We start from the raw sequence: 23512 nt of genomic DNA, 5'->3' as shown, positions 1-23512 counted from the left end.
TTAACGGGTAGGACTAGACTCTTTTCCTACGGTGACCCTCGGGTAGATCGGAGTTGACATGTCGAAATTGCTGAACTCCTTGTCCGAAGACGAGTACGTCCTGATTCGCGGCACAAAGAAATCGCAGATGGCCGACCTCGACGAAGAGGCGCTGATCCGGCTGCACACCCGTGTGCGGCGGGCACGCAACAAATTCGTCAAGTTGTATCGCCGCGCCGGCGCGGCCAAGGTGGAAGCCAAAGGCGCGCGTGGCGCCGGAAAATCGGCGAACACCCACAACGCGGGCAAAGCGGAAGTCTTCGAAAGTGCGCTCAGCAGGGTGAGCCGCCAGTTGGCCACGGCCTCGAAGCGCAATGCCCGCAAGTTGAAAGCCGAGAGGCTAGCCCGCGCCCGCAAGGACGCGCCATCGTTCAGCGAGATCGGCACCGGTGACGGCAAGGTGCGCTCCGCGGGGAAAGCGCGCACCGATGCCACCCGCGAGTCCTCCGGTCGAAAGAAGTTCGAGGCCTCCAGTATCGCCGCGGGGGCACGGCGCCAAGCCGAGAAGGACGAGCGCCATCGTCAGTAGCGCACCTAGGCGCCGATGCGCTCCTCGCCCGGCTGCACGGTGGTGCCGGTCTTGCTGAACCGCAGCACACCGTCCTCGATCGGGGCCTTGTGCATCAGGGTGCGGTCCCGGTAGTAGTTGTTGACCAGTTTCCAGGTACCGCGCGCCCCCTGGCGGGGCATGGCGTCGTTGCCGCGCTGGATGTAGCCCGAGGTGAGGGCGCCACCCATGAGCGACTCGTCGGCGATGTCGTCGGGGTTGGCGTGCACCTCGAAGGTGGTGTAGCCGCGGTCGCGCATGATGTTGAGCACGCGGCACAGGTACGCGGCGGCGAGGTCGGCCTTCAGGGTCCAGGAGGCGTTGGTGTAGCCGATGATCATCAGGAAGTTCGGGATGTCGGAGTACAGGACGCTCTTGTAGGCGACCGTCTCGTTGAACTTCACCGGGGCGCCGTCGATGGTGAGCGTGATGCCGCCGAGCATCTGCACGTTCAGGCCGGTGGCGGTGACGATGATGTCGGCCTCGAGCTCCTGGCCCGACTCGGTCAGGATGCCATTCTCGGTGAACTTCGCGATGCGGTCGGTGACGATGTCGGCCTTGCCGCTCTTGAGCACCTTGAACAGGTCGCCGTTGGGCACCACGCACAGGCGCTGATCCCACGGGTTGTAGCTGGGGGTGAAGTGGCGCAGGTCCACCTTCTTGCCGAGCTGCAGGCGCACCTGAGCCAGCATCAGCTTCTTGGCCAGCTCGGGGTTGGTGCGCGAGAGCTGGAAGCTGGCGCGCTGCAGAGCGATGTTGCGGGCGCGACCGATCTTGTAAGCGATGGCGTCGGGCACGCGCGACTTCTTGAATCCGATCGCGACCGGGTCGTCCGAGGGCAGTGCCTGGATCCAGGTGGGCGAACGCTGCAGCATGGTGACGTGCGCGGCGGTGTCGGCCATCGACGGGATCAGCGTGATCGCGGTGGCGCCGGAACCGATGACGACGACCTTCTTACCCGCGTAATCCAGATCCTCGGGCCAGTGCTGGGGGTGCACGATCTGACCCTTGAAGTCGTCCTGACCGGGGAACTCGGGCTGGTAGCCCTTGTCGTAGTTGTAGTAGCCGCTGGCGCCGACGACGAAGTTCGCGGTCCAGGTCTCGGTCTCGCCGGTCGCCTCGATCACGGCCTGCACGGTCCACAGCGCGGTGCCACGATCGAAATCGGCGGTGACGACCTTGCGGCCGAAACTGATGTGGTCGGTGACGCCGTATTCCTTGGCGGTGTCCTCGACGTACTGCCGGATGCTGGCGCCGTCGGCGAGCACCTTGGTGCCGATCCAGGGGCGGAAGCCGAAGCCGAAGGTGAGCATGTCCGAGTCCGAGCGGATGCCGGGGTACTTGAACAGGTCCCAGGTACCACCGATGTTCTCGCGGCGCTCGAGGATCGCGTAGGTGCGTCCGGTCTGCTCGCGAGTCAGGTGACAGGCCGTACCGATTCCGGAGAGGCCAGCGCCGATGATCAGTACGTCGACATGCCGCGTCATTGAGGAAACTCGTTTCGTAGGGTCGCCGGCCCGAGCACCGTCGCCCGAGCTTTCCAAGAGGTTACGTGTTTCGCATAGTTACGTCTAGTTCGGTGTGGCTGCGCCGCGGCGTGTCGGGGGTTGCGCGCACGGTGATCGGAATCCGTGACGAGGGCGGGCGCACCGGTCAGCATCGAGGGATGACTGATCACCGACTGTCGTTTCACTGGTTCCTGCCCACCTACGGCGACTCACGCGGCCTGATGGCGGGCGGACACGGCAGCTTCATGTCCGGTGATCGCCCCGCGACGCTGCGCTATCTCAACCAGCTCACCGCCGCGGCCGAGGACAACGGCTTCGAAGGTGTACTGACCCCGACCGGCGCCTGGTGCGAGGACGCGTGGCTGACCACCGCCATGCTCGTGCAGACCAGCGAGACGCTGAAGTTCCTGGTCGCGCTGCGTCCCGGCCTGACCAGCCCCACCCTGGCCGCCCAGATGGCGGCGACGTTCCAGCGGCATTCCGCCGGGCGTCTGCTGCTCAATGTCGTCACCGGTGGCGAGCAGCGCGAGCAGGAGGCCTACGGCGACTTCCTGGACAAGACCGAGCGCTACGCGCGCACCGGCGAGTTCTTGCACATCGTGCGCGAGCTGTGGTCGTCGACCGAGCCGTTCAGCTTCACCGGCGAACATCTGCGGGTCAAGGACGCGATCCTCAGCACCCGCCCCGATCCGATTCCGCCGGTGTTCTTCGGCGGTTCGTCAGGGCCTGCCGGGCCGATCGCCGCCCGCTACGCCGACACCTACCTCACCTGGGGCGAACCGGTGGACGCGGTCGCGAAGAAGCTGGACTGGATTCGCGGGCTGGCCGCGACCGAGGGCCGCAGCGTCGACTTCGGCCTGCGCATCCACGTGATCAGCCGCGATACCGCCGCCGAGGCGTGGACCGAGGCCGACCGGCTCCTCGACGGCATCTCCCCCGGTGAGATCGAACGGGTGCAGGCGAACCTGGCCAAGAGCGACTCCGAGGGGCAGCGCCGGATGGCGCGTCTGCACAACGGGCGCACCGACGGGCTCGAGATCGCCCCGAATCTGTGGGCGGGCGTCGGCCTGGTGCGCGGGGGCGCGGGCACGGCGCTGGTCGGGTCGCACGCCGAGGTGGCCGATCGACTGCTCGAGTACGCCGCCATCGGGATAGACCACTTCATCCTGTCCGGGTATCCGCATCTGGAGGAGGCGTACTGGTTCGGCGAGGGCGTGCTGCCGATCCTGGAGCGCAAGGGTGTGTGGACTCATCCCTCGCGGCCGGTGTCGGTGCCCACCGTCGCGCCGTTCACCGCGGCCGCCAGTAGCTGACGCCTCGGGGCGCATCCCGGTTCAGGGTCGCGCCCCGAGGTTCGAGCCCTTGGAATGGCAGTCTCTGCACCCTTGCCCTTGCTGCCGTTCACCGGGTGGCGCGCTGGCCCAACATCTTTCGATGAGGGTGTGACCTGCGGATTTTCCGGTTACCAGGCGGTAGGACTCAAATGCCATGACGCACACCGTGCTTGGCTGCACCGCACTCCCCCAACCGTTTTCGGCATCGAGTGCAGCCGGGGTTCCACGTGAATCAGTGCAGTTCGGGGCGGGTCGGGCAGTGATCGACAGGGCCGGCGGCCCGCGGCGATAGGCTCGACAGCGTGACTCTCACCGTCGGCTTCGACCTGGACATGACTCTCATCGATTCACGTCCGGGGGTCGCCCTGGCGATCGACACCCTCGCGCGCGAGTTCGATCTCCCGATGGACGGCTCACACTTCGCCGAGCACCTCGGCCCGCCACTGGCCACGCTGCTCGGCGACGCGGGCGCGCCCGACGATCTGATCCCCCACCTGGTCACCCGGTACCGCGAGCTGTACCCGGACGTCATCGGCCACATCGGCGCCCTCCCCGGCGCCGACGACGCCCTGGCCGCCGTGCGGGCGGGCGGCGGTCGGACGCTGGTCGTCACCGGGAAATTCGAGCCGCACGCGCGCCTGCACGTCGATCATCTCGGCTGGCAGGTCGATCGCCTCGCCGGTGACCTGTGGGCGACCGGAAAGGCCGATGTGTTGCGCGAGGAGTCGGCCCACATCTTCGTCGGCGACCACGCGGGCGATATGCGCGGCGCCAAGGCGGCGGGCGTGGTGGCCGTCGGCGTCACGACCGGACCCTACGACGCCGACGGATTGTGGACCGCGGGCGCCGACGTGGTCCTGGACGATCTCACCCGGTTCGGCGAATGGCTGTCCGATCACGCCTCCGGGCGGTAGTCCTCGAAACAGCTTGTGACGCACACCAGTTCCGGAACCCATCCGCGGCCCGGCGCGTTCACCGGTCATGCCGACCGACCCCTACTGGAACCACAACACGCACTACCACCCCTGGGTACTCGATCAGGTGCCCGACACTGCCCGCACGGCATTGGACATCGGCTGCGGTGACGGGTTACTCGCCCGCAAATTAGCGACCCGCTGTGACGCGGTGCTCGGCGTCGACATCGACGACCGGGTCATCGCCAACGCACCCGCCGCCCCCAACGTCCACCTCGAACACGCCGACTTCCGCGACCTCGACCAAACCTTCGACGTGGTCACCGCCGTCGCCACCTTGCACCATGTCCCGGTACGGGAGGGCGTCACCGCCCTGCGCCATCTCGTCGCCCCCGGTGGCACCCTCGCGGTGGTCGGCCTCTGGAAGATGCACCCGGTCAGCGACTTCCACTATCTCCCCCTCCTGCCCGCGATCTGGGGCCTGGATCGGTGGCGGCGCCGGTCGCGCGGCGGCCCCGATGTCGCGCTGGCCGATCCACGCGAAACCCTCGCCGAAATCCGTTCCGCCGCCGCCGAACACCTGCCCGGTGCCGAGATCCACCGCCGCCTGATGTGGCGCTACACGCTGCGCTGGCAGCGCCCACGCTGAGCTGTCACCGCGACACCGCTGGCGGACCCGACCCCCTCCGTCGGTCCGTATTGTCCGAATCGATGCGGGCGGTCCGCCCACCCGGTGATACAGTCCGGCAGGATTTTTCGATGGGGAGGGTCAGTCATCAACGCAACACGGACAGTTGGGTGGCGCACCGGGTTCGGGGGGTCGGCCCGATGAATCGCACCAGGTGGATCATCGCGAGCCTGGTGGCGGTGGTCGCGGTCGTCGTGGCGGTGGTCGTCGTCGTGGTGGTCACCCGCGACGAGGATCCACGTGAATTCGTCGCGGAGAAGTACCGGCGAGCGCAACAACTCGATCAGGCGAACAACGGCCTGGCCTTCCTCGCCACCGCCGCACCGGCCGCGGTGGCCGCCACGATCGCGAAAGCCACCGACCCACGCGGCCGGCGCAATACCGGCGACAACCACTATCTGCGCTTCGACCACGATCTCGTCGCGGTGTCACCGCATCCCGGCGGCTCCCTGATCCTCGTCGACAGCTATGCCAACGGCACGCGCCGCCATCACGCCCACACCAGCGGTTACGGCTGGACCAGCGGCTCCGCGGCGGGCGACTACCGCGGCGGCGGCAGCGACAACGGCGGCAAGTAGTTCATTCGGGGCATCTCGCCCGCACAGCACAGGAGGACACTCATGCTCGCCGACCTGGCGACGGACGCGGGCGCCGCGCTCGCCTATTCCGCGGTGGGAATCGTGTTGATGGCCGTCGGTTTCGGCGTCGTCGACCTGCTCACCCCGGGCGACCTGCGCGCCCAGATCTGGATCGAACGCAACCGCAATGCCGCGATCCTGCTCGCCTCGAACCTGTTCGGGGTCGGGATCATCGTGGCCGTGGCCATCTGGACCTCGGAAGGCAAGATCGCCGAGGCGCTGCTGTCCAGCGCGATCTACGGCGTGATCGGGCTGGCCGCGATGACGGTGGCGTTCGTGCTGCTCGACGCGCTCACCCCCGGTGACTTCCGGGCCGTCGTCGCCGACGCCGAACCGCATCCGGCGGTGTGGGTCACGGCGTCGGCGCATGTCGCGGTCGCGCTGGTGGTGGCCGCGGGCCTGACCTGATGCCCCGGCACCGCCTGGCCAGGGCGGCGCTGCTGGCGACCGTGTTCGTCTGCGCGGCATGCGGTTTGGTGTACGAGCTGTCGCTGGTCACCCTGGGCAGTTATCTGATCGGTGACACCGCCGCGCAGGCGTCGATCACGTTGAGCGTGATGGTCTGTTCGATGGGTGTCGGCGCGCTGCTGGCGAAACCGCTCCGGTCGCGTGCCGCCGCGGCTTTCGTGGCCGTGGAACTGGCATTGGCCGTCGTCGGCGGCCTGTCGGTGGCTGCCCTGTACGCCAGTTACGCGTGGCTCAATATCTATACCGGCACGCTGGTGCTGGCGTCGGCTGTGATCGGGATGCTCGTCGGTGCGGAGATTCCGTTGCTGATGGAGTTGCTCCAGGACATCCGCGAGCAGGAGGCCGGCAGCGCGGTCGCCGACCTGTTCGCGGCCGACTACGTGGGTGCGCTGCTGGGTGGCCTGGCGTTTCCGTTCCTGCTGCTGCCGGTGTTCGGGCAGATCCGCGGCAGCCTGGTGGTCGGGGTCGTGAACGCGATCGCCGGACTCGCGTTGGCGTTCTTCTTCTTTCGCGACACGATGACGCGCGGCGCCCGCCACACCCTGATCGCCGCGACCGTCGTGGTGGCTTGCGGACTGACCGGAAGTTACCTCTACGCGGACCGTTTCGAGGCGACCGCGCAGCAGGCGCTGTTCGCCCACCCGATCGTGTGGCAGGCGCGCACGCCGTATCAGCAGATCGTGCTCACCGAATCGTTCTCCCCGTTCGCCACCACCGACACCCGCCTCTATCTCAACGGCGGACTCCAGTTCTCCTCGGTCGACGAATACCGCTATCACGAGGCGCTGGTGCATCCGGTGCTGGCGGGCCCGCACCGTTCGGTGCTGGTGCTGGGCGGCGGCGACGGCCTCGCGCTGCGTGAGATCCTGCGCTATCGCGACATCGCCGAGGTGACCCTGGTCGAACTCGATCCGGCGATGATCGAGCTGGCCCGCACCGACGACCGGCTCACCGATCTCAACCGCCGCGCGTTCGACGACCGGCGCGTTACCGTGGTCAACGCCGATGCCTTCACCTGGTTACGGAGTGCCCCAGGGCTTTTCGACGCGGTGATCGTCGACCTGCCCGACCCCGACCAGACCTCGGTGGCCAAGCTGTACTCGCAGGAGTTCTACGCGATGACCGCCAACGTGCTGGCCCCCGGCGCCCGCATGGTCGTCCAATCGGGCTCGCCCTTCTTCGCCCCGCGCTCCTTCTGGACCATCGACGCCACCGTGCGCTCCGCGGGCCTGCACACCACCCCGTATCACGTGGACGTCCCGAGCTTCGGCGACTGGGGCTTCGTACTGGCCTCGGCCGGCGCGGCGCCGGCTCCGTCCCTGCGCAGCCCCGGTCCCCTGCGTTCCCTGGACGAGATCACCCTCACCGCGGCCACCGTCTTCCCACCGGACCGCCGAGCGGTCGACCCCGAGGTCTCGACATTGATGCGGCCGGTGATCCTGGATCTGCAACGCCAAGAATGGCGTTGAGCTCAGACCTGCCCCGAACAAGCCAGGTGCGTACCGACGACGACTAGCCCGAGGAGGGCGACCGCCGCCGACAACGCCGGGGCAGGTTCTCGCACCAACCGGGTCGCGCCGCGCCGCACTGCGACACCTGCCCGCCCGAGCCTGGTTCCGAGGGCTGGACGCCCCGTGGTCTCGTTGTCCGCGCGGCCGCGCAGCTTCCGGCGGACGACGCCGAGCAGAGCGAGGACGAGTGCGGTGATCAACATCGTCTTGCCTTCCCGCTCAACGAGTTCCGACAGCAGCACGCGACGACTTCGCGGGCCGTCCGGGGGCGGTGACGATGCCGAACGCGATCAGGCTGTCGGCGGTGTCGCGCACGGTGTCCTCGATCGGGCGCATGGTCCAGCCCAGTTCGCGGCGGGCCTTGTCGGCGCTGACGTGTTCGGTGCGGCCCAGGACCGGCACGGTCAGGCGCACACCTTTGTCGAAGACGGCGACCAGGCGGATCACCCAGTTCGGCAGGACACGGGTGGGGACACGGAAGCCCTCGGCGGCGTAGTCGCGGGCCAGCAGGCCGGCCAGCTCCCCCATCCAGAGCGGGTCGGCCGCGCAGATGTATCGATTGCCCGCGGCCTCGGGGACTTCCATCGCCAGCCGGTGCGCCACGGCGAGGTCGCGCACGTCGACGGGGGTCCAGCCGGTTTTCACCGAACCGGGGACGTCGCGGGCCAGCAGTCTGCGGACCGGCTCGTGGGAGGTACTGGTCCTGGCCTCGAGCAGCGGGCCCAGGATCATGCCGGGATTGACCACCACCAGTTCCAGATCCGATGCGGCGGGCAGGGATTCGACGAAGTCCCAGGCCGCGCGCTCGGCGAGGGTCTTGCTCTTCTGATACGCGGGAATGCGCTCGACCACCGACCAGTCGTCCTCGGTGCGCACCTCGTCGGTGTCGTGGCCGTAGGCGACGGCGGCGACCGAGGAAGTCAGCACGACGCGGCGTACACCGGAGGCCGCTGCGGCGCGCAGCACTCGCAGGGTGCCCCGCACCGCGGGCTCGATCAGGTCCTGCTCGTTCTCGGGCGGTGTCGCGGGGAACGGCGAGGCGACGTGCAGCACGGTGTCGCAGCCGGTGACCGCCGCGGCCCAGCCCGCGTCGTCGTCGAGGGAGGCGGCGACGAATTCCAGCTCACCCCCGGTGCGGCGGGCGAGTTCGGTCAGGTGGGCGCGGGTGGCGTGCGCGGCGAGGTCGCGCACGGTGGCGCGGACGGCGTAGCCGTGGTCGAGGAGTTCGGCGATGCAGTGGCCGGCGACGAAACCTGTCGCGCCGGTGACGAGTACCCGGGTGGTCATGGTGATCATCCATTCCGTCGATTCGGTGGAGCACGCATCTAAGCGATGCTCAATTAATCTAAACACTGCATAGATTTCCTGTCCAGTGCCAATTCCGGCGGCGGTCTCGCATACGCTCGGAGGGTGAAGCGCACCAGTTACCACCACGGCGATCTGCGCGCCACGCTGATGGATGCCTGCCTGCGCCTGATCGAGAGCGAGGGCCTGGCCGCGGTGAGTCTGCGCCGGGTCGCCAGGGAGGCCGGAGTCAGCAGCGGCGCGCCCTATCACCATTTCGCCGACCGCGCCGCGCTGCTCTCCGCCCTCTCGATCGACGGCTTCCAGCAGTTGGCGGCCTATCTGACCGCCGCCAGGGCCACAACCACCGACCCGCTGGCGGCCCTCACCGAACTCGGCGAGGCCTACGTGCGGTTCTCCCGCGAACACCCGGCCCAGTTCCGGCTCATGTTCCGGCCCGAACTGTCCCAGCCGGAAAAACACCCCGACGCCCACGCCGCCGGCGACGCCGCCTTCGACGTGCTGGTCCGGACGGTCGCCGACTGTGTCGCCGTCGGGGCGCTGCCCGCCGATCGCGCCGAAACCCTCGCCGTCGCCTGGTGGGGACTGGGACACGGGCTGGCATCGCTGTGGCTCGACGGACATCTCGAAAAGCGCAGTGAACAGATGGGCACGCACGCGCCCGAACTCGTCGACACGATCATGCGCACCTTCACCGCGCTGATCGCGCCGGGCCCGGCCACCGACTGACGCGCCGCCGATATTCCGGCGTCCCGGTGCGTGCACTCACCTAGAGTGGGTACGACCGTCTTTGTCCTCGCGTACCCGTTTCGAGCAGGAGGCCCGATGTCCGGCACCGCGAAACTCGATCCCGTGGTCGAAGCGTTTGTCGACGCGCTCAACGCGCAGGACACCGACCAGTTCTACGGTGTGCTCACCGAGGACGCGACGATGTCCGATGACGGTGTCGAACGCAATCTCGCCCAGTGGACCGAGGCCGAGATCTTCAGCAGCAACGGACATCTGGTCGTGGACACGGTCGACTCCGACGACGGCCTCGCCCTCACCGCCGACTACACCAACAGCCGGTGGGGTTCGATGCGTACCACCTGGCAGTTCGTCCTGCGCGACGGGCTGATCAGCCGATTCGAAACAGGACAGGCGTGAGCGACGATCTTCTGCTGACCCCGCGTTACGGCACAGCCGCACTCTCCGATCTCCTCCCGTCGGTACTCAGCTGCCTCGGCGTCCCCGGCGAGACCGACCGGCTCGGCCTCGATCTCGATGTCGACCGGGTCTGCGTACTGCTCGTCGACGGGCTCGGCGCACAAGCCCTGGCGGCCGAATCCGCAGCGGCTCCGTTCCTGACGAGCCTGCCCGAGACGAGCATCGACGCCGGGTTCCCGAGCACCACCGCGACGAGCCTGACCACCCTCGGCACCGGCCTGCCCGCCGGCGAGCACGGCATCGTCGGCTACTGCATGCGCCTGCCCGGCGAGGAACGCCTGTTCAATTCGCTCAGATGGCAACTCATGGGCGACGGACCGAAGGTCGACGCACGCGCCACGCTCCCACCGGACCGGATCCAGCCGCATCGCACCGTCTTCGAGCGCGCCACCGAGGCGGGCATCGCCGCCGTGCAGGTCGCACCGAGCTACCAGGACGGTTCCGGCCTCACCTTGGCCGGCTGGCGCGGCGGCGAATTCCGCACGGCCTACTCGGTCGGCGATCTCGTCGACGGAGTTCTCAACGCCCTTACCTCGGCACCGAAAACCCTGGTCTACACCTATCATTCGGAACTCGACACCACCGGCCACGCCCGCGGGCCCGCCAGCCGGGCATGGCGGTTCGAACTCGCCAATGTCGACCGGATCGCCGCCGAGATCGCCGCGCGCCTGCCCGCTCGCTCAGCGCTGATCGTCACCGCCGATCACGGCATGATCGAACTGCGCGAGCGCGTCGACTTCGACACCCACCCGCACCTGTCGGACAATGTCGCGGCACTCGGCGGTGAACCACGCGCCCGCCACGTCTACACCGACGACCCCGCCGCGGTCGCCGGCACCTGGCGCGGCGTTCTCGGGAGCGGATTCCTGGTGCGCACCCGAGACGAGGCGATCGAGGCAGGTTGGTTCGGCCCGGTCGTCACCCGCGACGCCGCCGCGCGCATCGGCGATCTCGTCGTGATCGCGAGCGGCGACGGCGGTGTCGTGCGGTCGGGTGCCGAACCACTGCAATCGATGATGCTCGGCCACCACGGCTCGCTCACCGCCGCCGAGCTGCGGGTTCCCCTGCGAATCCACCGCGCCTGAGCACCACCGCATAAGCTGGCGTCGACGCGCAACCGCGCGCAGCGAACCATTCCAGGAGGAATCATGCACGCCAACACCCGAACCGGCGCCGTCGCGGTGGGCGTCGCGGTGCTGGCGGCACTGGCCACCGGATGCGCCGAGGTCGAGCGAGTGCTCAACCAGGGCGGTGACACGAGCTGTCGCGACTACGTCAACCAGGACGCGAACACCAAGCGGATCACCATCACCAAGGCGATCAAGCAGCAGACCGGCAACGACAACGAACCGGCGGGCACCGTCGTCGACTCGATGATCGTGCAGGTCGATTTGCTGTGCGCGACTCAGCGCAATGTCGACACCCCGATCAAGAACGCCGATATCGCCGGGATCTTCCTGAACAAGTAGTCAGCGACGTCAAGGCGACGCGACAGCCCGGCGACCGGTGACCGGTCGTCCTCGGCACAAACGTTCCCGCGGCGGTGGCACAGCTGATAGACAGTAAGCGCCACACCCGTTCTCGTCGCTGGAACGGTGCGTCACCGACGAGCAGGGAGTGAACGTGGGCGAGGAACTGGGAAGGGCACCAGGCGCCCACAACGACCCGATCGCCGGACCGCACCGGCCCGAACGGCTCTCGGACTACCGGGTCGAACTCGAGAAGCAGTGGAACCGCCTCGCCGCACCCTCACGCCCGCTGACCCTGCCCCGCGACACCGGCGCCGTACGCAACGATGTCGCCAAGTCGTGGCAGCGTTCCCTGCACACCGTCGACCCCGCCACCGAGGTCGCTCCCGGATTCAACGACATCAGCGACCGCTGGTCGGAATCCCCGCTGCGCAGGCCGGTCACCGAACTCGCCGGTCAGCTGCGCGGAATGGCCGAGGAATCGGGCTACCTCGCAGTCGTCAGTGACGAATCGGGCACCATCCTGTGGACCGCGGGCGATCGCACGCTGCGCCGTCAAGGAGAAGCGGTGAACTTCGCGCCGGGCGGGGTCTGGGACGAAAGCCATATGGGCACCAACGGGTTATCGCTGGCCCTGCACGACGACAGGGCCGTCACCGTGTTCTCCGCCGAGCATCTCGTCGCCGCGCTGCACGGCTGGGTCTGCTACTCCGCGCCCATTCACGGCCCCGACGGCCGCACGGTGGGTGTGCTCGATCTGTCCTCGACCTGGGAACGTTCGCATCCGATGGTGATGACCTCGGTCCGCGCGCTGGTCACCGCCGTGGAGACGATGCTGCGCGCCGAGGCACCCACCCCGGCGCCGGGTGTTCGGCTCGAATGTCTCGGCGCCGCACGCCTTTTGCGCGACGGTAGACCGGTGCCGTTGCCGCCGCGCCAACTCGAGATCCTGGCACTGCTGGCGCTCGAGCCCGACGGGTACACCCCCGAACAGCTGCACGCCGCGGTCTACGGAGAGCGGTCGGTGTCGCTGAACACGCTCAAAGCCGATGTGTCGCACCTGCGCCGCGCCACCCGCGGCGAGATCACCAACCGGCGTTACATGCTCACCGGCGAGGTGTCCTGCGACGCGGTGGACCTGCTGGCCGCCATCGAGGGCGGCGACCTCACCTCGGCGCTGTGGCTGTATCGCGGACCGCTACTGCCCGGTTCGGATCTGCCCGGCGTCGAACAGTGGCGCGCCCACCTCGATGTCGGCATCCGCAACGCCGTGCTCGGTAGCGACCGGCCCGAGCACGCGGTCGCGTTCGGGCAGCGCTGCCCCGGCGATGTCGCCGTGCACGAGCACGCCCTGCGGCTACTGCCTCGCGACGATGTCCGCCGCGCCGTCGTGACGGCCCGGCTTTTCACCGCACGCCAGGGCTGACCTGCGCAGACGCCGTCACCAACCTCGTACCAACCTTCGCCGACCATAGTGTGGGGCACCACGCAGAGGTCGCGAGGAGCGAGGCGAATGATCTACGGCAAACCCGGATCGGATACCGGCATAGTCAGCTATGCCGCCCGATACGACAACTTCATCGGAGGTGACTGGTCGCCCCCTGTCGAAGGCCGTTATTTCGACAACACCTCACCGGTCGACGGTGAGACCTTCTGCGCGGTGGCCCGTTCCACCGCCGCCGACATCGACATGGCGCTCGAGGCGGCACACCGCGCCACCGAGCGCTGGGCAGCGACCTCGGTCACCGAGCGGGCCGACATCCTGCTCAAGATCGCCGACCGGATCGAGAACAGTCTCGAACCGCTGGCCGTGGCCGAGACCTGGGACAACGGCAAACCGGTGCGCGAAACCCTGGCGGCGGACCTCCCGCTGGCCGTCGATCACTTCCGGTATTTCGCGGGTGTGCTGCGCGCCCAAGAGGGATCGCTGTCCCAGATCGACGCCGACACGGTCGCCTATCACTTCCACGAACCGCTCGGTGTGGTCGGGCAGATCATTCCGTGGAACTTCCCGATCCTGATGGCCGCCTGGAAACTCGCGCCCGCGCTGGCGGCGGGCAACTGCGTGGTCATCAAACCGGCCGAACAGACACCGGCGTCACTGCTGCTCGTCGTCGAACTCATCGCGGATCTGTTGCCCGACGGAGTGCTCAACGTGGTCAACGGTTTCGGTGTCGAGGCGGGCAAACCGCTGGCACAGAGCCCGCGGGTGGCCAAGATCGCCTTCACCGGCGAGACCACCACCGGCCGGTTGATCATGCAGTACGCCAGCGAGAACATCATTCCGGTCACTCTCGAACTCGGCGGCAAGAGCCCCAACATCTTCCTGCCCGATGTGCTGGCCGCCGACGACGATTACCTCGACAAGGCCGTCGAGGGGTTCGTCATGTTCGCCCTGAACCAGGGTGAGGTGTGCACGTGCCCGTCGCGGGCGCTGATCCACTCGTCGATCTACGACGAATTCCTCGCCCGCGCCATCGCCCGCACCGAGGCCATCGTGTCCGGTCATCCACTCGACACCGAGACGATGATCGGCGCACAGGCCGGCAACGACCAGTACGAGAAGATTCTGTCCTATTTCGACATCGGCAGAGCCGAAGGCGCCCGCGTGCTCACTGGAGGGGAAGCACGCAAGGTCGACGGTCTACCGGGTGGGTACTACATCGAACCCACGGTCTTCTCCGGTGACAATACGATGCGGATCTTCCAGGAGGAGATCTTCGGCCCGGTCGTCGCGGTCACCCGCTTCGATACCGTCGACGAAGCGATCCGCATCGCCAACGACACCCTCTACGGTCTCGGTGCGGGCGTGTGGACCCGCGACATGAACACCGCCCACCGACTCGGCCGTGGCATCAAGGCAGGCCGGGTCTGGACCAACTGCTACCACGCCTACCCCGCCCATGCCGCGTTCGGCGGCTACAAGAAGTCGGGGTTCGGCAGGGAGAACCACGCGATGATGCTCGGGCACTACCAGCAGACCAAGAACCTGCTGGTCAGTTATTCGACGACGAAACTCGGGATGTTCTGATGCAGAATCGAATCCACCGTGTGGAGATCACCGAGCGCGCCCAGACCCTGCTCCGCCGCCTCATCGAGGACAACGGCCCGGTGCTGTTCCGCCAGGCGGGCGACGGCTGCGACGACGACGCCGCACCGGTGTGCCTGTCGGCCAAACAGTTCCCGATCGAGAAGGCCGACATCCTGCTCGGCCGGCTCAGCTGGCACACCGAATTCTGGATCAGCGCGGCACAATTCGAATGCTGGAAAGATACCCATCTGACCGTCGATGTGACGCGCGGTGAGGCTGCCGAGGATTCGCTCGAGGCAGGCCAGGGCATGCGCTTCGTGTTGCGCGCCAGGCTGCTGACCGAGGCGGAGCACGCGGCGCTGGCGGCCGGGCCGCCACCACGAACGGGCGCCGACCGCACACTGTAGCGGCGCCGCCGAAAACCTGACCTGGCAGCATCTTTCCCGGCGCTGCCAGGTCGCGGCGAGCCCCCGCCGACTGGGCCATCGCGGCTCAGCCGGCGGGGTGAGCTCGCCGTTTTTTCGTTTTCACCCCATATAGCAAATGTGTTCCCGCGCAAACCAAATCGCGTCTCGCTCAGCGAGACACACGCGACAACAGTGCAACGATTCCGTTACGTTATGGCGATGTTCTTAGCGAGACTCGGTGTGCGCACCCGGATTCTGGCGATTGCTCTCATCCCGAGTTTGACTCTGGTGGTGGTCGGCGTCGGTACGGCGGGCTACCTGGTCGAGCAGAGCAACAAGGCCAAGTCGTGGGCCGTGCAGCTGCAGGATGCCGCCGTACCGGCCCGTGAGCTGATCGAGGCGGTCCAATCCGAGCGCCACCTCACCCTGGCCCACATCGCGGGCGACGAGACCGCCGCACTCGGGCTCGCCGCCGCGCGCACGCGCATGGACAGCGCCTTTCGCGGCCTGATCGCCGCCGGTGAGAACCTGCGCGCGATCGATGACTCCAACATCGGCAGCGACAAGGCCGGCTTCGCCACTCTCGGCACCCATCTGGAGGGCGTGCGCAAGGGCGCCGACGCCCGGATGCTGCCGATCGCGGACGCCTACCTGTTCTACAACTCGCTGCTCAACGTGATCATCCAGGGCACCAAGGTCGCCGAGCGCGCGGCGCCCGACGCGGTCGTCGCGACCGGTGTGTCGGAGGGACTGCGCTTGCTCGGTGCCGCCGAGGCGATGTCGCGCAGCAACGCGGTCGCCGCCGCGATGGTGGCCTCGGACGGCGCCTCGACCATCCCGCTCGACGAGTTCACCAACCAGAGCGGCCTCTACCACGGCGAAATCGCCAACCTGGCTGCCGGACTCGACGAGCCCGAGCGCGGCGCCGTCGTCGCGTTGACGGCCACCGGGCACTGGCAGCAGCTGAGCGCGATGGAATCCGCTCTCGTGCAGCGTTTCGCGGTGTCGGCGGCCGCCCAGGCGAGCACCTCGACCAGCAAGGCTCCCACCCCCGCCGCACTGCCGATGCCGATTCCCGAATGGCAGAACGCCGCGGCCGAGGTCAACCGGAGCCTGCTCGACTCCTACACCAGCTACAACGACCACGTGCAGAAGCTTGCCGAGGACTCCTCGCGCAAGGCCGAGACCAACGCCGCGCTGGCGGGCGGCGGCGTGCTCGCGCTCAGTGTGCTCGTCTTCCTCATCGCGGTGGTCCTGGCGAACCGGATCATCCGCCGGCTGCGCCGGTTGCGCACCGCGACACTGCAACTCGCCGACGAGCAGCTGCCCGCCACCATGCGCACCTTGCGCGACGGTGGCGAGGTCGACCCGGCCGACACCGCGCCCACCCTGGACTTCGGGCACGACGAGATCGGTCAGGTCGCCAAGGCCTTCGAACACGCCGCCGCCGCGGCGATCGGTGCCGCGGTCGACGAGGCCCGTACCCGCGAGGGCGTGCGCGCGGTGTTCCTCAACATCGCCCACCGCAGCCAGATCGTGGTGCACCGCCAGCTCGAGATCCTCGACGAAGCCGAACGCCGCCAAGAGGATCCGGCCCTGCTCGAGACGCTGTTCCGGCTCGATCACCTCGCTACCCGTGAACGTCGCAACGCCGAGAACCTGATCATCCTCGGCGGCGGCCGCCCGGGGCGGCAATGGCGTCAGCCCGTGCCGGTGATGGACGTGGTGCGCAGCGCCATCGGCGAAACGCTCGACTACGCGCGCGTGCGGGTCACCAAGCTGCCCGAGGTCAGCGTCGTCGGCACCGTCGTGGCCGACCTCGTGCACCTGCTCGCCGAGCTCGTCGACAACGCCACCGCGTTCTCCCCGCCGCAGTCGCGGGTCGAGGCGAGCGGCAATGTGGTCGGCAAGGGCGTGGTCGTGGAGATCACCGATCAGGGCATGGGCATGAGCGCCGACGACCTGGTCCGCTACAACACCATGCTGGCCGATCCGCCGGACTTCGGTGTCGGCACGCTGTCCTCGGACTCGCGCCTCGGCCTGTTCGTGGTCGCCCGGCTGGCCCTCGCGCACGGTGTGTCGGTGCGGCTGAGCGAATCCGATTACGGCGGCATCCGCGCCATCGTGCTGATCCCTCAGCAGTTGCTGGCCGGCGAGGCCGACCTCGCGGGTACGCCACCCACGATGACCGGACCGCTGCGCCGTGGGCTGCCCGCACCGCAGGAATCGGGACCGATCGCCGCCCTCGAATCCGCGCCCGCGCCGGTCGCGACCCTGGTCGCCGACCCACCGACCCCGCGCCCGATGGCACCGGCTCCCGAGGCGCCCGCCGCGCAGACCCCGCGCTACGACACCGGCTCGGACGAACGACCCGCGCTGCCGCGCCGCAGCAGGCAGACCAATCTGGCGCCCGAGCTCGCCGAGCCCGCCGCCGAGGCGCCGCGCGCACCCGAGCGCCCCCGCTCCGCAGAACAGGCGCGCGACATCATGTCCGCGATCGAGAACGGCACCCGCCAGGGTCGCAAACAACAGACCACATCGAATCAGGACGAACAGGAAGGCTGAGGTGAACTCTTCCCCCGGTGATCTCAACTGGCTACTCGACGATCTCGTCGACCGGCTGGCAGGGGTCCGCTACGCGGTCGTGCTGTCCACCGACGGACTGCTGCTCGGACGCTCCTCGCAGATGAAGCGTGAAGACGCCGAACACTTCGCCGCCATGTCCTCGACCCTCTACGGTCTCGCGCGCAGCGCGGGCAGCCGGTTCGACGGTGGCGGCGTGCGCCAGGCGGTGATCGAGCTCGATCGGGCCGTGCTCTTCGTGACCTCGGCCGGTGACAACGCTTGCCTGGCACTGCAAGCCAACGAGTCGGCCAATCTCGGCATGGTCGCCTACGAAATGAATCTCACCGTGCAGCGGGTCGGCAGTTATCTGTCGACGGAGCCGCGGCACGGGCATGCACAGCTATAGAAAGCTTCGACAATGACTCGACTCGGCGATCCGTGGTTCGACGACGCGGCCGGGCCCCTGGTCCGGCCGTACGCGGTGACCCGCGGCCGCACCATGGGCGCGGCGCACGACCTGGACATGCTCACGGTGGTGGTAGCGGTACATCCCGCCCCCACCCTGCGCAAACCAGAACCCGAGTACGCGACGATCGCACGCTTGTGCAAACGTCCGCAGTCGGTGGCCGAGGTCTCGGCCGTGCTGAAACTGCCTCTGGCGGTGACCAAGATCCTCGTCGGTGATCTCATCGCCGAGGGCCACCTCATCTTCCGGGCTCCGGTAGCGGCCGAGGCCGGTGCCGGTGACCTCAACATATTGCGAGCGGTTCTGGATGGCATCCGAAAACTTTGACCCGATGTCCGCAGGCGACCAGCACATGGCCGCCTCGGTCAAAATCCTCATCGCCGGCGGCTTCGGCGTCGGCAAGACCACCATGGTGGGTGCGATCAGCGAGATCGCGCCGCTGCGGACCGAAGAACTGATCACCGAGGTCAGCACCGGCGTCGACGATCTGTCGGGGGTGGAGCAGAAGCACACGACCACCGTCGCGCTGGACTTCGGGCGCATCACCATCGACCGGGATCTGGTGCTGTACCTGTTCGGCACGCCCGGGCAGGACCGCTTCTGGTTCCTGTGGGACGAGCTGTGCCGTGGCGCCCTCGGCGCGATCGTGCTGGCCGACACCCGGCGGTTGAGCAATTCGTTCGCGGCGGTGGACTTCTTCGAGCGGCGCGGCTTGCCGTTCCTGATCGCGGTGAACTGCTTCGACGGCGCGCCGCGCTACACGGTCGACGAGGTGCGTGACGCGCTGGACCTGGATCCGAACACGCCGGTGATCCTGTGCGACGCGCGCGATCGGCCCTCGGCCAAGGCGGTGCTGACCCACCTGGTCGAGTACCTGATCGACCGCGCCGCACGAACTCCCGTCACCACCTGACCGACTCTGCCGAGCCCGGCGCGGGGACTGCCCGTTCCGCGGCTCGGCTGGTCTGCTCCCAGGCCGACCAGGTGGCCATCTTGGCGCGCGCGAGGTCGAAGGCCAAGTCGTACACCATGTTTCCGAGCAGCAGGCGCAGCGGCGGTTCCTCGGCGCCGACGAGCGTGAGCAGCGCCTCGGCGGCGAGGGCGGGCTCGCTGTCGACCGAGCCCTCGGCCCACTGGGCCTCGAGCTGGGCGCGCAGCGGGGCGTAGTCCTCGATCGGGGTCGTGTTCACCATCGCCGAATACAGGTCGGTCCAGTACCCGCCCGGCTGCAGAATACTCACGCGTACACCGAATTCCGCGGCTTCCATCGCCAGGGCCTCGCTCATGCCCTCGAGCGCGAACTTGCTCGCGGCATACATTCCCGACAGCGGGAACCCGGCGAGCCCGCCGATGCTCGATACCTGCACGATGTGCCCGCCGCGCTGCGCGCGCAACTGCGGGAGCACCGCCTGGCTCACCCAGAGCGCGCCGAAGAAGTTCACCTCCATCTGCGCGCGAGCCTCGGCTTCGGTGAACTCCTCGATCATGCCCATCGAGAGGGTGCCCGCGTTGTTGATCACGACGTCGAGGCTGCCGAAGTGGGCGACGGCGGCATCGACCGCCGCGTGCACCGCAGCACGATCGGTGACATCGACGGTCAACGGCAGCACCCGGCCGGGATGGGCCGCGGCGAGTTCGTCGAGGGCGGATCCGGTGCGCGCGGCGGCGGCGACCCGGTCCCCCGCCGCCAGCGCCGCTTCGGCGAAGGCGCGGCCGAGACCGCGGCTCGCTCCGGTGATGAACCAGACGCGGGATGCGGCGGTGGTCATAACGTTCCTCCTTACCTAGACAAGACGTTGCGTCTCGTCTGATGGTTCGAGGATGCCAGCGGTTCACCACCTTGTCAAGACGCAACGTCTCGTCTCTTTGCTTGCTAGAATGGCGACATGAGTCAGCAGGTGAACCCCCGGCCGTCGGCCGACGCGACCCGGCGCAACGAAGGATCCCGGCGCGCCATCCTGTCCGCCGCCTTCGAACTGGCGGGCGAGATCGGCTACGACAAGCTGACGATCGAGGCGATCGCCGCCAGGGCAGGCGTCGGCAAGCAGACGATCTACCGGTGGTGGCCGTCCAAGGGCGCGGTGCTGCTCGACGCCTTCCTGATGCTCAGCGAGACCGGCGACGACGCGACACCGGGCCTGCCCGACACCGGCGACCTGGAAGCCGACCTGAAACTGGTCCTGCGCGCGACCGTCGCCGAACTCGCCGACCCCCGCTTCGACCTCCCCCTGCGCGGCCTGACCAGCGCCATCATGCACGACACCACCCTGGCCGCCACCTACGTCGAACGCCTACAGGGCCCCGTGGACGACCTGAAACGTCGCAGACTCGCCGCCGCGCAAACCGCGGGCCAGATCGCCCCCGATATCGACCTCGACGTGGCCATCGCGATGATCTGGGGCCCACTGATGGACCGCTGGCTCCTGCGCACCGGCTCCCTCACCACCGAATTCGCCGATCGCGTTGTGGAGACCGCGCTGCGCGGACTCCGCGGCTGACCTGACCGAAACCACGTCCCGTGAACGACATTCGGCCTGCACCGCGCGATTGCCGTACCGCTGCCCCATGACCGGCGCGCGCGACGATGACACCGGGGCGAGTTCACCCACGTAGCGACTCGGGTAGCGGAGAACGATCACCTGCGCCGGGTCCGTCCATCAGTTTCAGGTCGCGGCCGTGGACTCGCTCGCCGCAGTGCGAGCAGGTGGGCTCGATGGTGGCGAGGTGGGCGCAGGTGCGGTGCAGGACCTCCACCGGGGGGCCGTTGGGGGCAGCCCATTCGTCGCCCCACTGGCGCATCGCGGTGATCACCTGCCACAGGGAGCGACCCTTGACTGTCAGGCGGTAGTCGTAGCGGACGGGGTTGTCCTGGTAGGGCTCTCTCGTCATGATCTCGTGTTCGACCAGGCCTTCGAGACGTTGGGTGAGGACGTTGCGGGCGATGCCGAGGCGGTCGCGGAACTCGTCGAAGCGGGTGACGCCGAAGAGGGCGTCGCGCACGATCAGCAAGGTCCACCACTCACCGACCACTTCCAGGCACTGGGCCAGGGAACAGTTCATGTCTTCGAAGCTGGTGCGCCGCATGCCCCGAGTCTAGTCGGTTGCATGAAAGAACTCACCCATCTACGTTGAGTTGCATGATGAAACTCACTGGGCGGTTCGGCGCGCGATTCGCCCTCACCGCCACGGACTCCGGGCGGTGGCAGGCCGTGGTCGACGACTCGTGGCGCGGCTGGACCGGCCCACACGGCGGCACGCTCGCCGGGCTCCTGATCGATGTCGCCCAGCGGGCGAGCTCGCGCGAGCACCCCGTGCGCGCCGCGGATGTCCGGTTCCTCGGCCGACCGGCGACCGGCGCGTTCACCCTGCACGCCACCGAACACACCGTCGGGCGCAGCACGACGATGCTGGACGTGGTCGCCGAACAAAACGGTGCGCCGGTCGCCGCGGCCACCGTCACCCTGGGCGCACCGGGCGCGACCACGATCCCCGCCCACAGCGCCAGACCCGCACCCGTAGTCGCGGCCGCACCGGACTGCGCGCTGTTCCGGCTGCCCCCGGAGATCGTGCCCGTCGGCGCGCATTTCGTCATCCGTCCCGCCGCGGGCCCGTTGCCCCTCAGCGGCGCGGACGAGGCGATGATGTGCGCCTGGATCGCACTCGACCCCGCGCTGCCCCTCGACGCGCCGAGCCTGGCCGTCCTCGCCGACGCACTCCCACCGGGACTGTTCCCGCTGCTCACCGCTCCGGTCGCCGTCCCCACCGTCACCCTGTCGCTGCAACTGCACGCCGATCTCACCCACCTCGGCGACACACCCGTGCTGGTCCGCGCCGCGAACGTCAGTTCCGGCGACGGCTGGTCGGTCGACGACACCGATATCTGGGACGGCGACGGCGTGCTGCTCGCCACCGCCCGTCAAACCCGCCGCATCCTCGGCTGAACGAGAGCTGGAACATGCAATCCACTACCCCGCTCCGGGAGACCAATCCCCGGTTGGTGCTCGCCATCGTCTCCATCGGCGTGCTGTTGTCGAGCCTGGACCTGTTCATCGTCAATGTCGCCATGCCCGCCATGGCAGACGACTTCGGCACCGGCCTGACCGAACTGTCCTGGGTGCTCAACCTCTATGCCATCGTCTTCGCCGCCCTGCTCGTTCCGGCCGGTCGGCTCGGCGACCGCGGCGGCAACCGCGCCACCTTTCTCACCGGCCTGGCGATCTTCGTGATCGGGTCGGCACTGTGCTCGGCGGCCTGGAACGTGGAGTCGCTCATCGCTTTCCGTGTTCTGCAGGCGCTGGGATGCGCCCTGCTCACCCCGTCCTCCCTCGCACTGGTACTCGCCGCGACACCGCCGCAGCAACGCGCGGGTGCGGTGCGGCTGTGGGTCGCGTTCGGTGGTCTCGGCGCCGCGCTGGGCCCGGTGCTCGGCGGCTTGCTGGTCGAAATCGATTGGCGCTGGGTGTTTCTCGTGAACGTGCCGATCGGGTTGGCGGCGCTCGCGATCGGTGTCCGTAAGCTGCCGTGCCCGCCCGCCGCGGGCGGCCCGCTGCCGGATCTGCTGGGTGCGGGCGCGCTGATCGGGGCGGTCGGGTCGCTGATCCTGGCCGTCGTCCAGGGGCCCGACTGGGGCTGGACCTCCACCGGGGTCCTCGCCGCGTTCGGTATCGCGATCGTGCTCGGGGTCGTCTTCGCCGTGAGCTCGGCTCGTCATCACAGCCCGATCGTCGACCCCACCCTGCTCCGGGTCCCGAATTTCGTGCTCGCGGGGGCGAATTCGCTGGTGTTCCAGATCGCGTTCGCGGGCATGCTGCTCTCGGTCACGCTCTGGGCGCAGAACGTGTGGGGATGGTCGGCCTTGCAGACCGGACTCGCGATCGCGCCCGGCCCACTGGTCGTGCCGTTCGTCGCCATCGCCGCGGGCAAACTCATCGCCCGAATCGGTGCGGGACCGGTGATCGCGGCAGGCGGGCTCGCCTTCGGCGGCGGACTCCTGTGGTGGGCGCGCGCAGCCGAACTGTCACCGGACTACGTGGGTGGCCTGCTCGGCGGCATGCTGCTGACCGGTCTCGGTGTCGGGCTCACCCTGCCGACCGCGTTCGCCGTCGGCGCGGGAACCCTGCCCCCGCAACGCTTCGCGACCGGATCGGGCGTCCTGAGCATGGCCCGCCAACTCGGCCTCGCCCTCGGCGTCGCACTTCTCGTCGCGCTGCTCGGTACGCCCGACACCCCCGCCGCCACGCTCGACGCCTTCCAGCGCGCTTGGTACGTGACCGCCGCGATCGCGGTTCTCGCCGGACTCATCGGCTTCGCCGTGCGGACCCGATCGCAGGCCGGACCACCGATCGAATCGCCCGGCCACACTCCGGAGGCGACCGAAAGATCCGGGGGCGCGGCAGTGTCCGCGTGACCCCGAGCG

26 protein-coding genes are annotated in these 23512 nt (G+C 68.5%); 21 read left to right on the top strand and 5 right to left on the bottom strand.

Features of this window, described 5'->3' with window-relative positions; translation table 11 throughout:
• Positions 1-58 precede the first annotated feature (58 nt).
• Positions 59-568 (top strand): hypothetical protein, encoded by a 510-nt coding sequence (locus ACFTS5_RS05465; RefSeq protein ID WP_378627644.1) that lies wholly within the window; start codon positions 59-61, stop codon positions 566-568.
• A 5-nt stretch (positions 569-573) separates the two neighbouring features.
• On the opposite strand, the gene ACFTS5_RS05460 is transcribed toward ACFTS5_RS05465, so the two are convergent.
• Positions 574-2073: a flavin-containing monooxygenase gene (locus tag ACFTS5_RS05460; RefSeq protein WP_378627641.1), complete on the bottom strand. Its 1500-nt coding sequence runs from the start codon at positions 2071-2073 to the stop codon at positions 574-576.
• A 179-nt stretch (positions 2074-2252) separates the two neighbouring features.
• On the opposite strand from ACFTS5_RS05460, the gene ACFTS5_RS05455 reads away from it, so the two are divergent.
• The 6 genes from ACFTS5_RS05455 to ACFTS5_RS05430 all read left to right on the top strand — a co-directional run bounded on the left by ACFTS5_RS05455 (position 2253) and on the right by ACFTS5_RS05430 (position 7605).
• Positions 2253-3407: an LLM class flavin-dependent oxidoreductase gene (locus tag ACFTS5_RS05455; RefSeq protein ID WP_378627638.1), complete on the top strand. Its 1155-nt coding sequence runs from the start codon at positions 2253-2255 to the stop codon at positions 3405-3407.
• A gap of 323 nt (positions 3408-3730) precedes the next feature.
• The gene (locus ACFTS5_RS05450; RefSeq protein WP_378627635.1) at positions 3731-4342 is read left to right on the top strand and encodes an HAD family hydrolase; all 612 of its coding nucleotides are present in this window, start codon (positions 3731-3733) and stop codon (positions 4340-4342) included.
• Positions 4343-4409: 67 nt separating this feature from the next.
• A complete protein-coding gene (locus ACFTS5_RS05445; RefSeq protein ID WP_378627633.1) occupies positions 4410-4991 on the top strand; it encodes a class I SAM-dependent methyltransferase in 582 nt (193 codons plus the stop codon).
• 179 nt (positions 4992-5170) lie between these two features.
• Positions 5171-5608 (top strand): DUF4247 domain-containing protein, encoded by a 438-nt coding sequence (locus ACFTS5_RS05440; RefSeq protein ID WP_378627631.1) that lies wholly within the window; start codon positions 5171-5173, stop codon positions 5606-5608.
• Between the two features lie 42 nt (positions 5609-5650).
• Entirely contained in the window at positions 5651-6076 is a 426-nt protein-coding gene (locus tag ACFTS5_RS05435) for a DUF350 domain-containing protein (protein ID WP_378627629.1), read from the top strand.
• Positions 6076-7605: a polyamine aminopropyltransferase gene (locus tag ACFTS5_RS05430; RefSeq protein ID WP_378627627.1), complete on the top strand. Its 1530-nt coding sequence runs from the start codon at positions 6076-6078 to the stop codon at positions 7603-7605. The genes ACFTS5_RS05435 and ACFTS5_RS05430 overlap by 1 nt, the downstream gene beginning before the upstream one ends.
• A gap of 2 nt (positions 7606-7607) precedes the next feature.
• On the opposite strand, the gene ACFTS5_RS05425 is transcribed toward ACFTS5_RS05430, so the two are convergent.
• Positions 7608-7850 carry a hypothetical protein gene (locus ACFTS5_RS05425; RefSeq protein ID WP_378627626.1) on the bottom strand — a complete coding sequence of 81 codons (243 nt, stop codon included), beginning with the start codon at positions 7848-7850 and terminating at the stop codon, positions 7608-7610.
• A 16-nt stretch (positions 7851-7866) separates the two neighbouring features.
• Positions 7867-8934: an SDR family oxidoreductase gene (locus ACFTS5_RS05420; protein WP_378627624.1), complete on the bottom strand. Its 1068-nt coding sequence runs from the start codon at positions 8932-8934 to the stop codon at positions 7867-7869.
• Between the two features lie 123 nt (positions 8935-9057).
• Between ACFTS5_RS05420 and ACFTS5_RS05415 the strand changes: the two genes are divergently transcribed.
• From ACFTS5_RS05415 to ACFTS5_RS05365, 11 genes are all read left to right on the top strand, one after another.
• Positions 9058-9681 (top strand): TetR/AcrR family transcriptional regulator, encoded by a 624-nt coding sequence (locus tag ACFTS5_RS05415; RefSeq protein ID WP_378627623.1) that lies wholly within the window; start codon positions 9058-9060, stop codon positions 9679-9681.
• A gap of 96 nt (positions 9682-9777) precedes the next feature.
• Positions 9778-10098 (top strand): nuclear transport factor 2 family protein, encoded by a 321-nt coding sequence (locus tag ACFTS5_RS05410; protein WP_301900910.1) that lies wholly within the window; start codon positions 9778-9780, stop codon positions 10096-10098.
• A complete protein-coding gene (locus ACFTS5_RS05405; RefSeq protein ID WP_378627620.1) occupies positions 10095-11243 on the top strand; it encodes an alkaline phosphatase family protein in 1149 nt (382 codons plus the stop codon). The genes ACFTS5_RS05410 and ACFTS5_RS05405 overlap by 4 nt, the downstream gene beginning before the upstream one ends.
• A gap of 63 nt (positions 11244-11306) precedes the next feature.
• Complete coding sequence (locus ACFTS5_RS05400; protein ID WP_378627619.1) at positions 11307-11627, top strand: hypothetical protein; 321 nt, start codon at positions 11307-11309, stop codon at positions 11625-11627.
• 154 nt (positions 11628-11781) lie between these two features.
• A complete protein-coding gene (locus ACFTS5_RS05395; RefSeq protein WP_378627617.1) occupies positions 11782-13053 on the top strand; it encodes a transcriptional regulator in 1272 nt (423 codons plus the stop codon).
• 87 nt (positions 13054-13140) lie between these two features.
• On the top strand, positions 13141-14658 hold the full coding sequence (locus ACFTS5_RS05390; RefSeq protein WP_378627615.1) for an aldehyde dehydrogenase family protein: 1518 nt from the start codon (positions 13141-13143) through the stop codon (positions 14656-14658).
• Complete coding sequence (locus ACFTS5_RS05385) at positions 14658-15065, top strand: DUF779 domain-containing protein (protein ID WP_378627614.1); 408 nt, start codon at positions 14658-14660, stop codon at positions 15063-15065. The genes ACFTS5_RS05390 and ACFTS5_RS05385 overlap by 1 nt, the downstream gene beginning before the upstream one ends.
• 219 nt (positions 15066-15284) lie before the next feature.
• A complete protein-coding gene (locus ACFTS5_RS05380; RefSeq protein ID WP_378627612.1) occupies positions 15285-17630 on the top strand; it encodes a nitrate- and nitrite sensing domain-containing protein in 2346 nt (781 codons plus the stop codon).
• 1 nt (position 17631) lies between these two features.
• Complete coding sequence (locus tag ACFTS5_RS05375; protein ID WP_067453425.1) at positions 17632-18036, top strand: roadblock/LC7 domain-containing protein; 405 nt, start codon at positions 17632-17634, stop codon at positions 18034-18036.
• Positions 18037-18048: 12 nt separating this feature from the next.
• Positions 18049-18423 (top strand): DUF742 domain-containing protein, encoded by a 375-nt coding sequence (locus ACFTS5_RS05370; protein ID WP_378627610.1) that lies wholly within the window; start codon positions 18049-18051, stop codon positions 18421-18423.
• A complete protein-coding gene (locus ACFTS5_RS05365) occupies positions 18404-19009 on the top strand; it encodes an ATP/GTP-binding protein (RefSeq protein ID WP_101467406.1) in 606 nt (201 codons plus the stop codon). The genes ACFTS5_RS05370 and ACFTS5_RS05365 overlap by 20 nt, the downstream gene beginning before the upstream one ends.
• Here the strand turns inward: ACFTS5_RS05365 and ACFTS5_RS05360 are convergent.
• Positions 18999-19865 carry an SDR family NAD(P)-dependent oxidoreductase gene (locus ACFTS5_RS05360; RefSeq protein ID WP_378627607.1) on the bottom strand — a complete coding sequence of 289 codons (867 nt, stop codon included), beginning with the start codon at positions 19863-19865 and terminating at the stop codon, positions 18999-19001. The two genes, ACFTS5_RS05365 and ACFTS5_RS05360, sit on opposite strands and share 11 nt — an antisense overlap.
• Before the next feature lie 117 nt (positions 19866-19982).
• Here ACFTS5_RS05360 and ACFTS5_RS05355 point away from each other — a divergent pair, with 117 nt between their 5' ends.
• Positions 19983-20594, top strand: a complete 612-nt coding sequence (locus ACFTS5_RS05355) for a TetR/AcrR family transcriptional regulator (RefSeq protein ID WP_378627605.1) — start codon at positions 19983-19985, stop codon at positions 20592-20594.
• 103 nt (positions 20595-20697) lie between these two features.
• On the opposite strand, the gene ACFTS5_RS05350 is transcribed toward ACFTS5_RS05355, so the two are convergent.
• On the bottom strand, positions 20698-21180 hold the full coding sequence (locus ACFTS5_RS05350) for a winged helix-turn-helix transcriptional regulator (protein ID WP_378627604.1): 483 nt from the start codon (positions 21178-21180) through the stop codon (positions 20698-20700).
• Between the two features lie 53 nt (positions 21181-21233).
• Between ACFTS5_RS05350 and ACFTS5_RS05345 the strand changes: the two genes are divergently transcribed.
• Both ACFTS5_RS05345 and ACFTS5_RS05340 read left to right on the top strand, forming a co-directional pair.
• On the top strand, positions 21234-22037 hold the full coding sequence (locus tag ACFTS5_RS05345) for a thioesterase family protein (RefSeq protein ID WP_378627602.1): 804 nt from the start codon (positions 21234-21236) through the stop codon (positions 22035-22037).
• Between the two features lie 14 nt (positions 22038-22051).
• Complete coding sequence (locus ACFTS5_RS05340) at positions 22052-23503, top strand: MFS transporter (RefSeq protein ID WP_378627601.1); 1452 nt, start codon at positions 22052-22054, stop codon at positions 23501-23503.
• Positions 23504-23512: the final 9 nt, after the last annotated feature.

The organism is Nocardia sp. NPDC056952 (genome assembly GCF_042674185.1).
Classification (GTDB): domain Bacteria; phylum Actinomycetota; class Actinomycetes; order Mycobacteriales; family Mycobacteriaceae; genus Nocardia.
The sequence above is the reverse complement of the archived record's forward strand: the minus strand, read 5'-3'. Positions and strand labels throughout refer to the sequence as shown.

Coding starts and splice junctions, on each gene's coding strand:
- ACFTS5_RS05430 (WP_378627627.1), top strand. CDS start 6,076: ATGCCCCGGCACCGCCTGGCCAGGGCGGCGCTGCTGGCGACCGTGTTC.
- ACFTS5_RS05345 (WP_378627602.1), top strand. CDS start 21,234: ATGATGAAACTCACTGGGCGGTTCGGCGCGCGATTCGCCCTCACCGCC.
- ACFTS5_RS05365 (WP_101467406.1), top strand. CDS start 18,404: ATGGCATCCGAAAACTTTGACCCGATGTCCGCAGGCGACCAGCACATG.
- ACFTS5_RS05340 (WP_378627601.1), top strand. CDS start 22,052: ATGCAATCCACTACCCCGCTCCGGGAGACCAATCCCCGGTTGGTGCTC.
- ACFTS5_RS05390 (WP_378627615.1), top strand. CDS start 13,141: ATGATCTACGGCAAACCCGGATCGGATACCGGCATAGTCAGCTATGCC.
- ACFTS5_RS05380 (WP_378627612.1), top strand. CDS start 15,285: ATGTTCTTAGCGAGACTCGGTGTGCGCACCCGGATTCTGGCGATTGCT.
- ACFTS5_RS05455 (WP_378627638.1), top strand. CDS start 2,253: ATGACTGATCACCGACTGTCGTTTCACTGGTTCCTGCCCACCTACGGC.
- ACFTS5_RS05400 (WP_378627619.1), top strand. CDS start 11,307: ATGCACGCCAACACCCGAACCGGCGCCGTCGCGGTGGGCGTCGCGGTG.
- ACFTS5_RS05350 (WP_378627604.1), bottom strand. CDS start 21,180: ATGCGGCGCACCAGCTTCGAAGACATGAACTGTTCCCTGGCCCAGTGC.
- ACFTS5_RS05425 (WP_378627626.1), bottom strand. CDS start 7,850: ATGTTGATCACCGCACTCGTCCTCGCTCTGCTCGGCGTCGTCCGCCGG.
- ACFTS5_RS05440 (WP_378627631.1), top strand. CDS start 5,171: ATGAATCGCACCAGGTGGATCATCGCGAGCCTGGTGGCGGTGGTCGCG.
- ACFTS5_RS05445 (WP_378627633.1), top strand. CDS start 4,410: ATGCCGACCGACCCCTACTGGAACCACAACACGCACTACCACCCCTGG.
- ACFTS5_RS05370 (WP_378627610.1), top strand. CDS start 18,049: ATGACTCGACTCGGCGATCCGTGGTTCGACGACGCGGCCGGGCCCCTG.
- ACFTS5_RS05385 (WP_378627614.1), top strand. CDS start 14,658: ATGCAGAATCGAATCCACCGTGTGGAGATCACCGAGCGCGCCCAGACC.
- ACFTS5_RS05460 (WP_378627641.1), bottom strand. CDS start 2,073: ATGACGCGGCATGTCGACGTACTGATCATCGGCGCTGGCCTCTCCGGA.
- ACFTS5_RS05360 (WP_378627607.1), bottom strand. CDS start 19,865: ATGACCACCGCCGCATCCCGCGTCTGGTTCATCACCGGAGCGAGCCGC.
- ACFTS5_RS05420 (WP_378627624.1), bottom strand. CDS start 8,934: ATGACCACCCGGGTACTCGTCACCGGCGCGACAGGTTTCGTCGCCGGC.
- ACFTS5_RS05435 (WP_378627629.1), top strand. CDS start 5,651: ATGCTCGCCGACCTGGCGACGGACGCGGGCGCCGCGCTCGCCTATTCC.
- ACFTS5_RS05355 (WP_378627605.1), top strand. CDS start 19,983: ATGAGTCAGCAGGTGAACCCCCGGCCGTCGGCCGACGCGACCCGGCGC.
- ACFTS5_RS05465 (WP_378627644.1), top strand. CDS start 59: ATGTCGAAATTGCTGAACTCCTTGTCCGAAGACGAGTACGTCCTGATT.
- ACFTS5_RS05410 (WP_301900910.1), top strand. CDS start 9,778: ATGTCCGGCACCGCGAAACTCGATCCCGTGGTCGAAGCGTTTGTCGAC.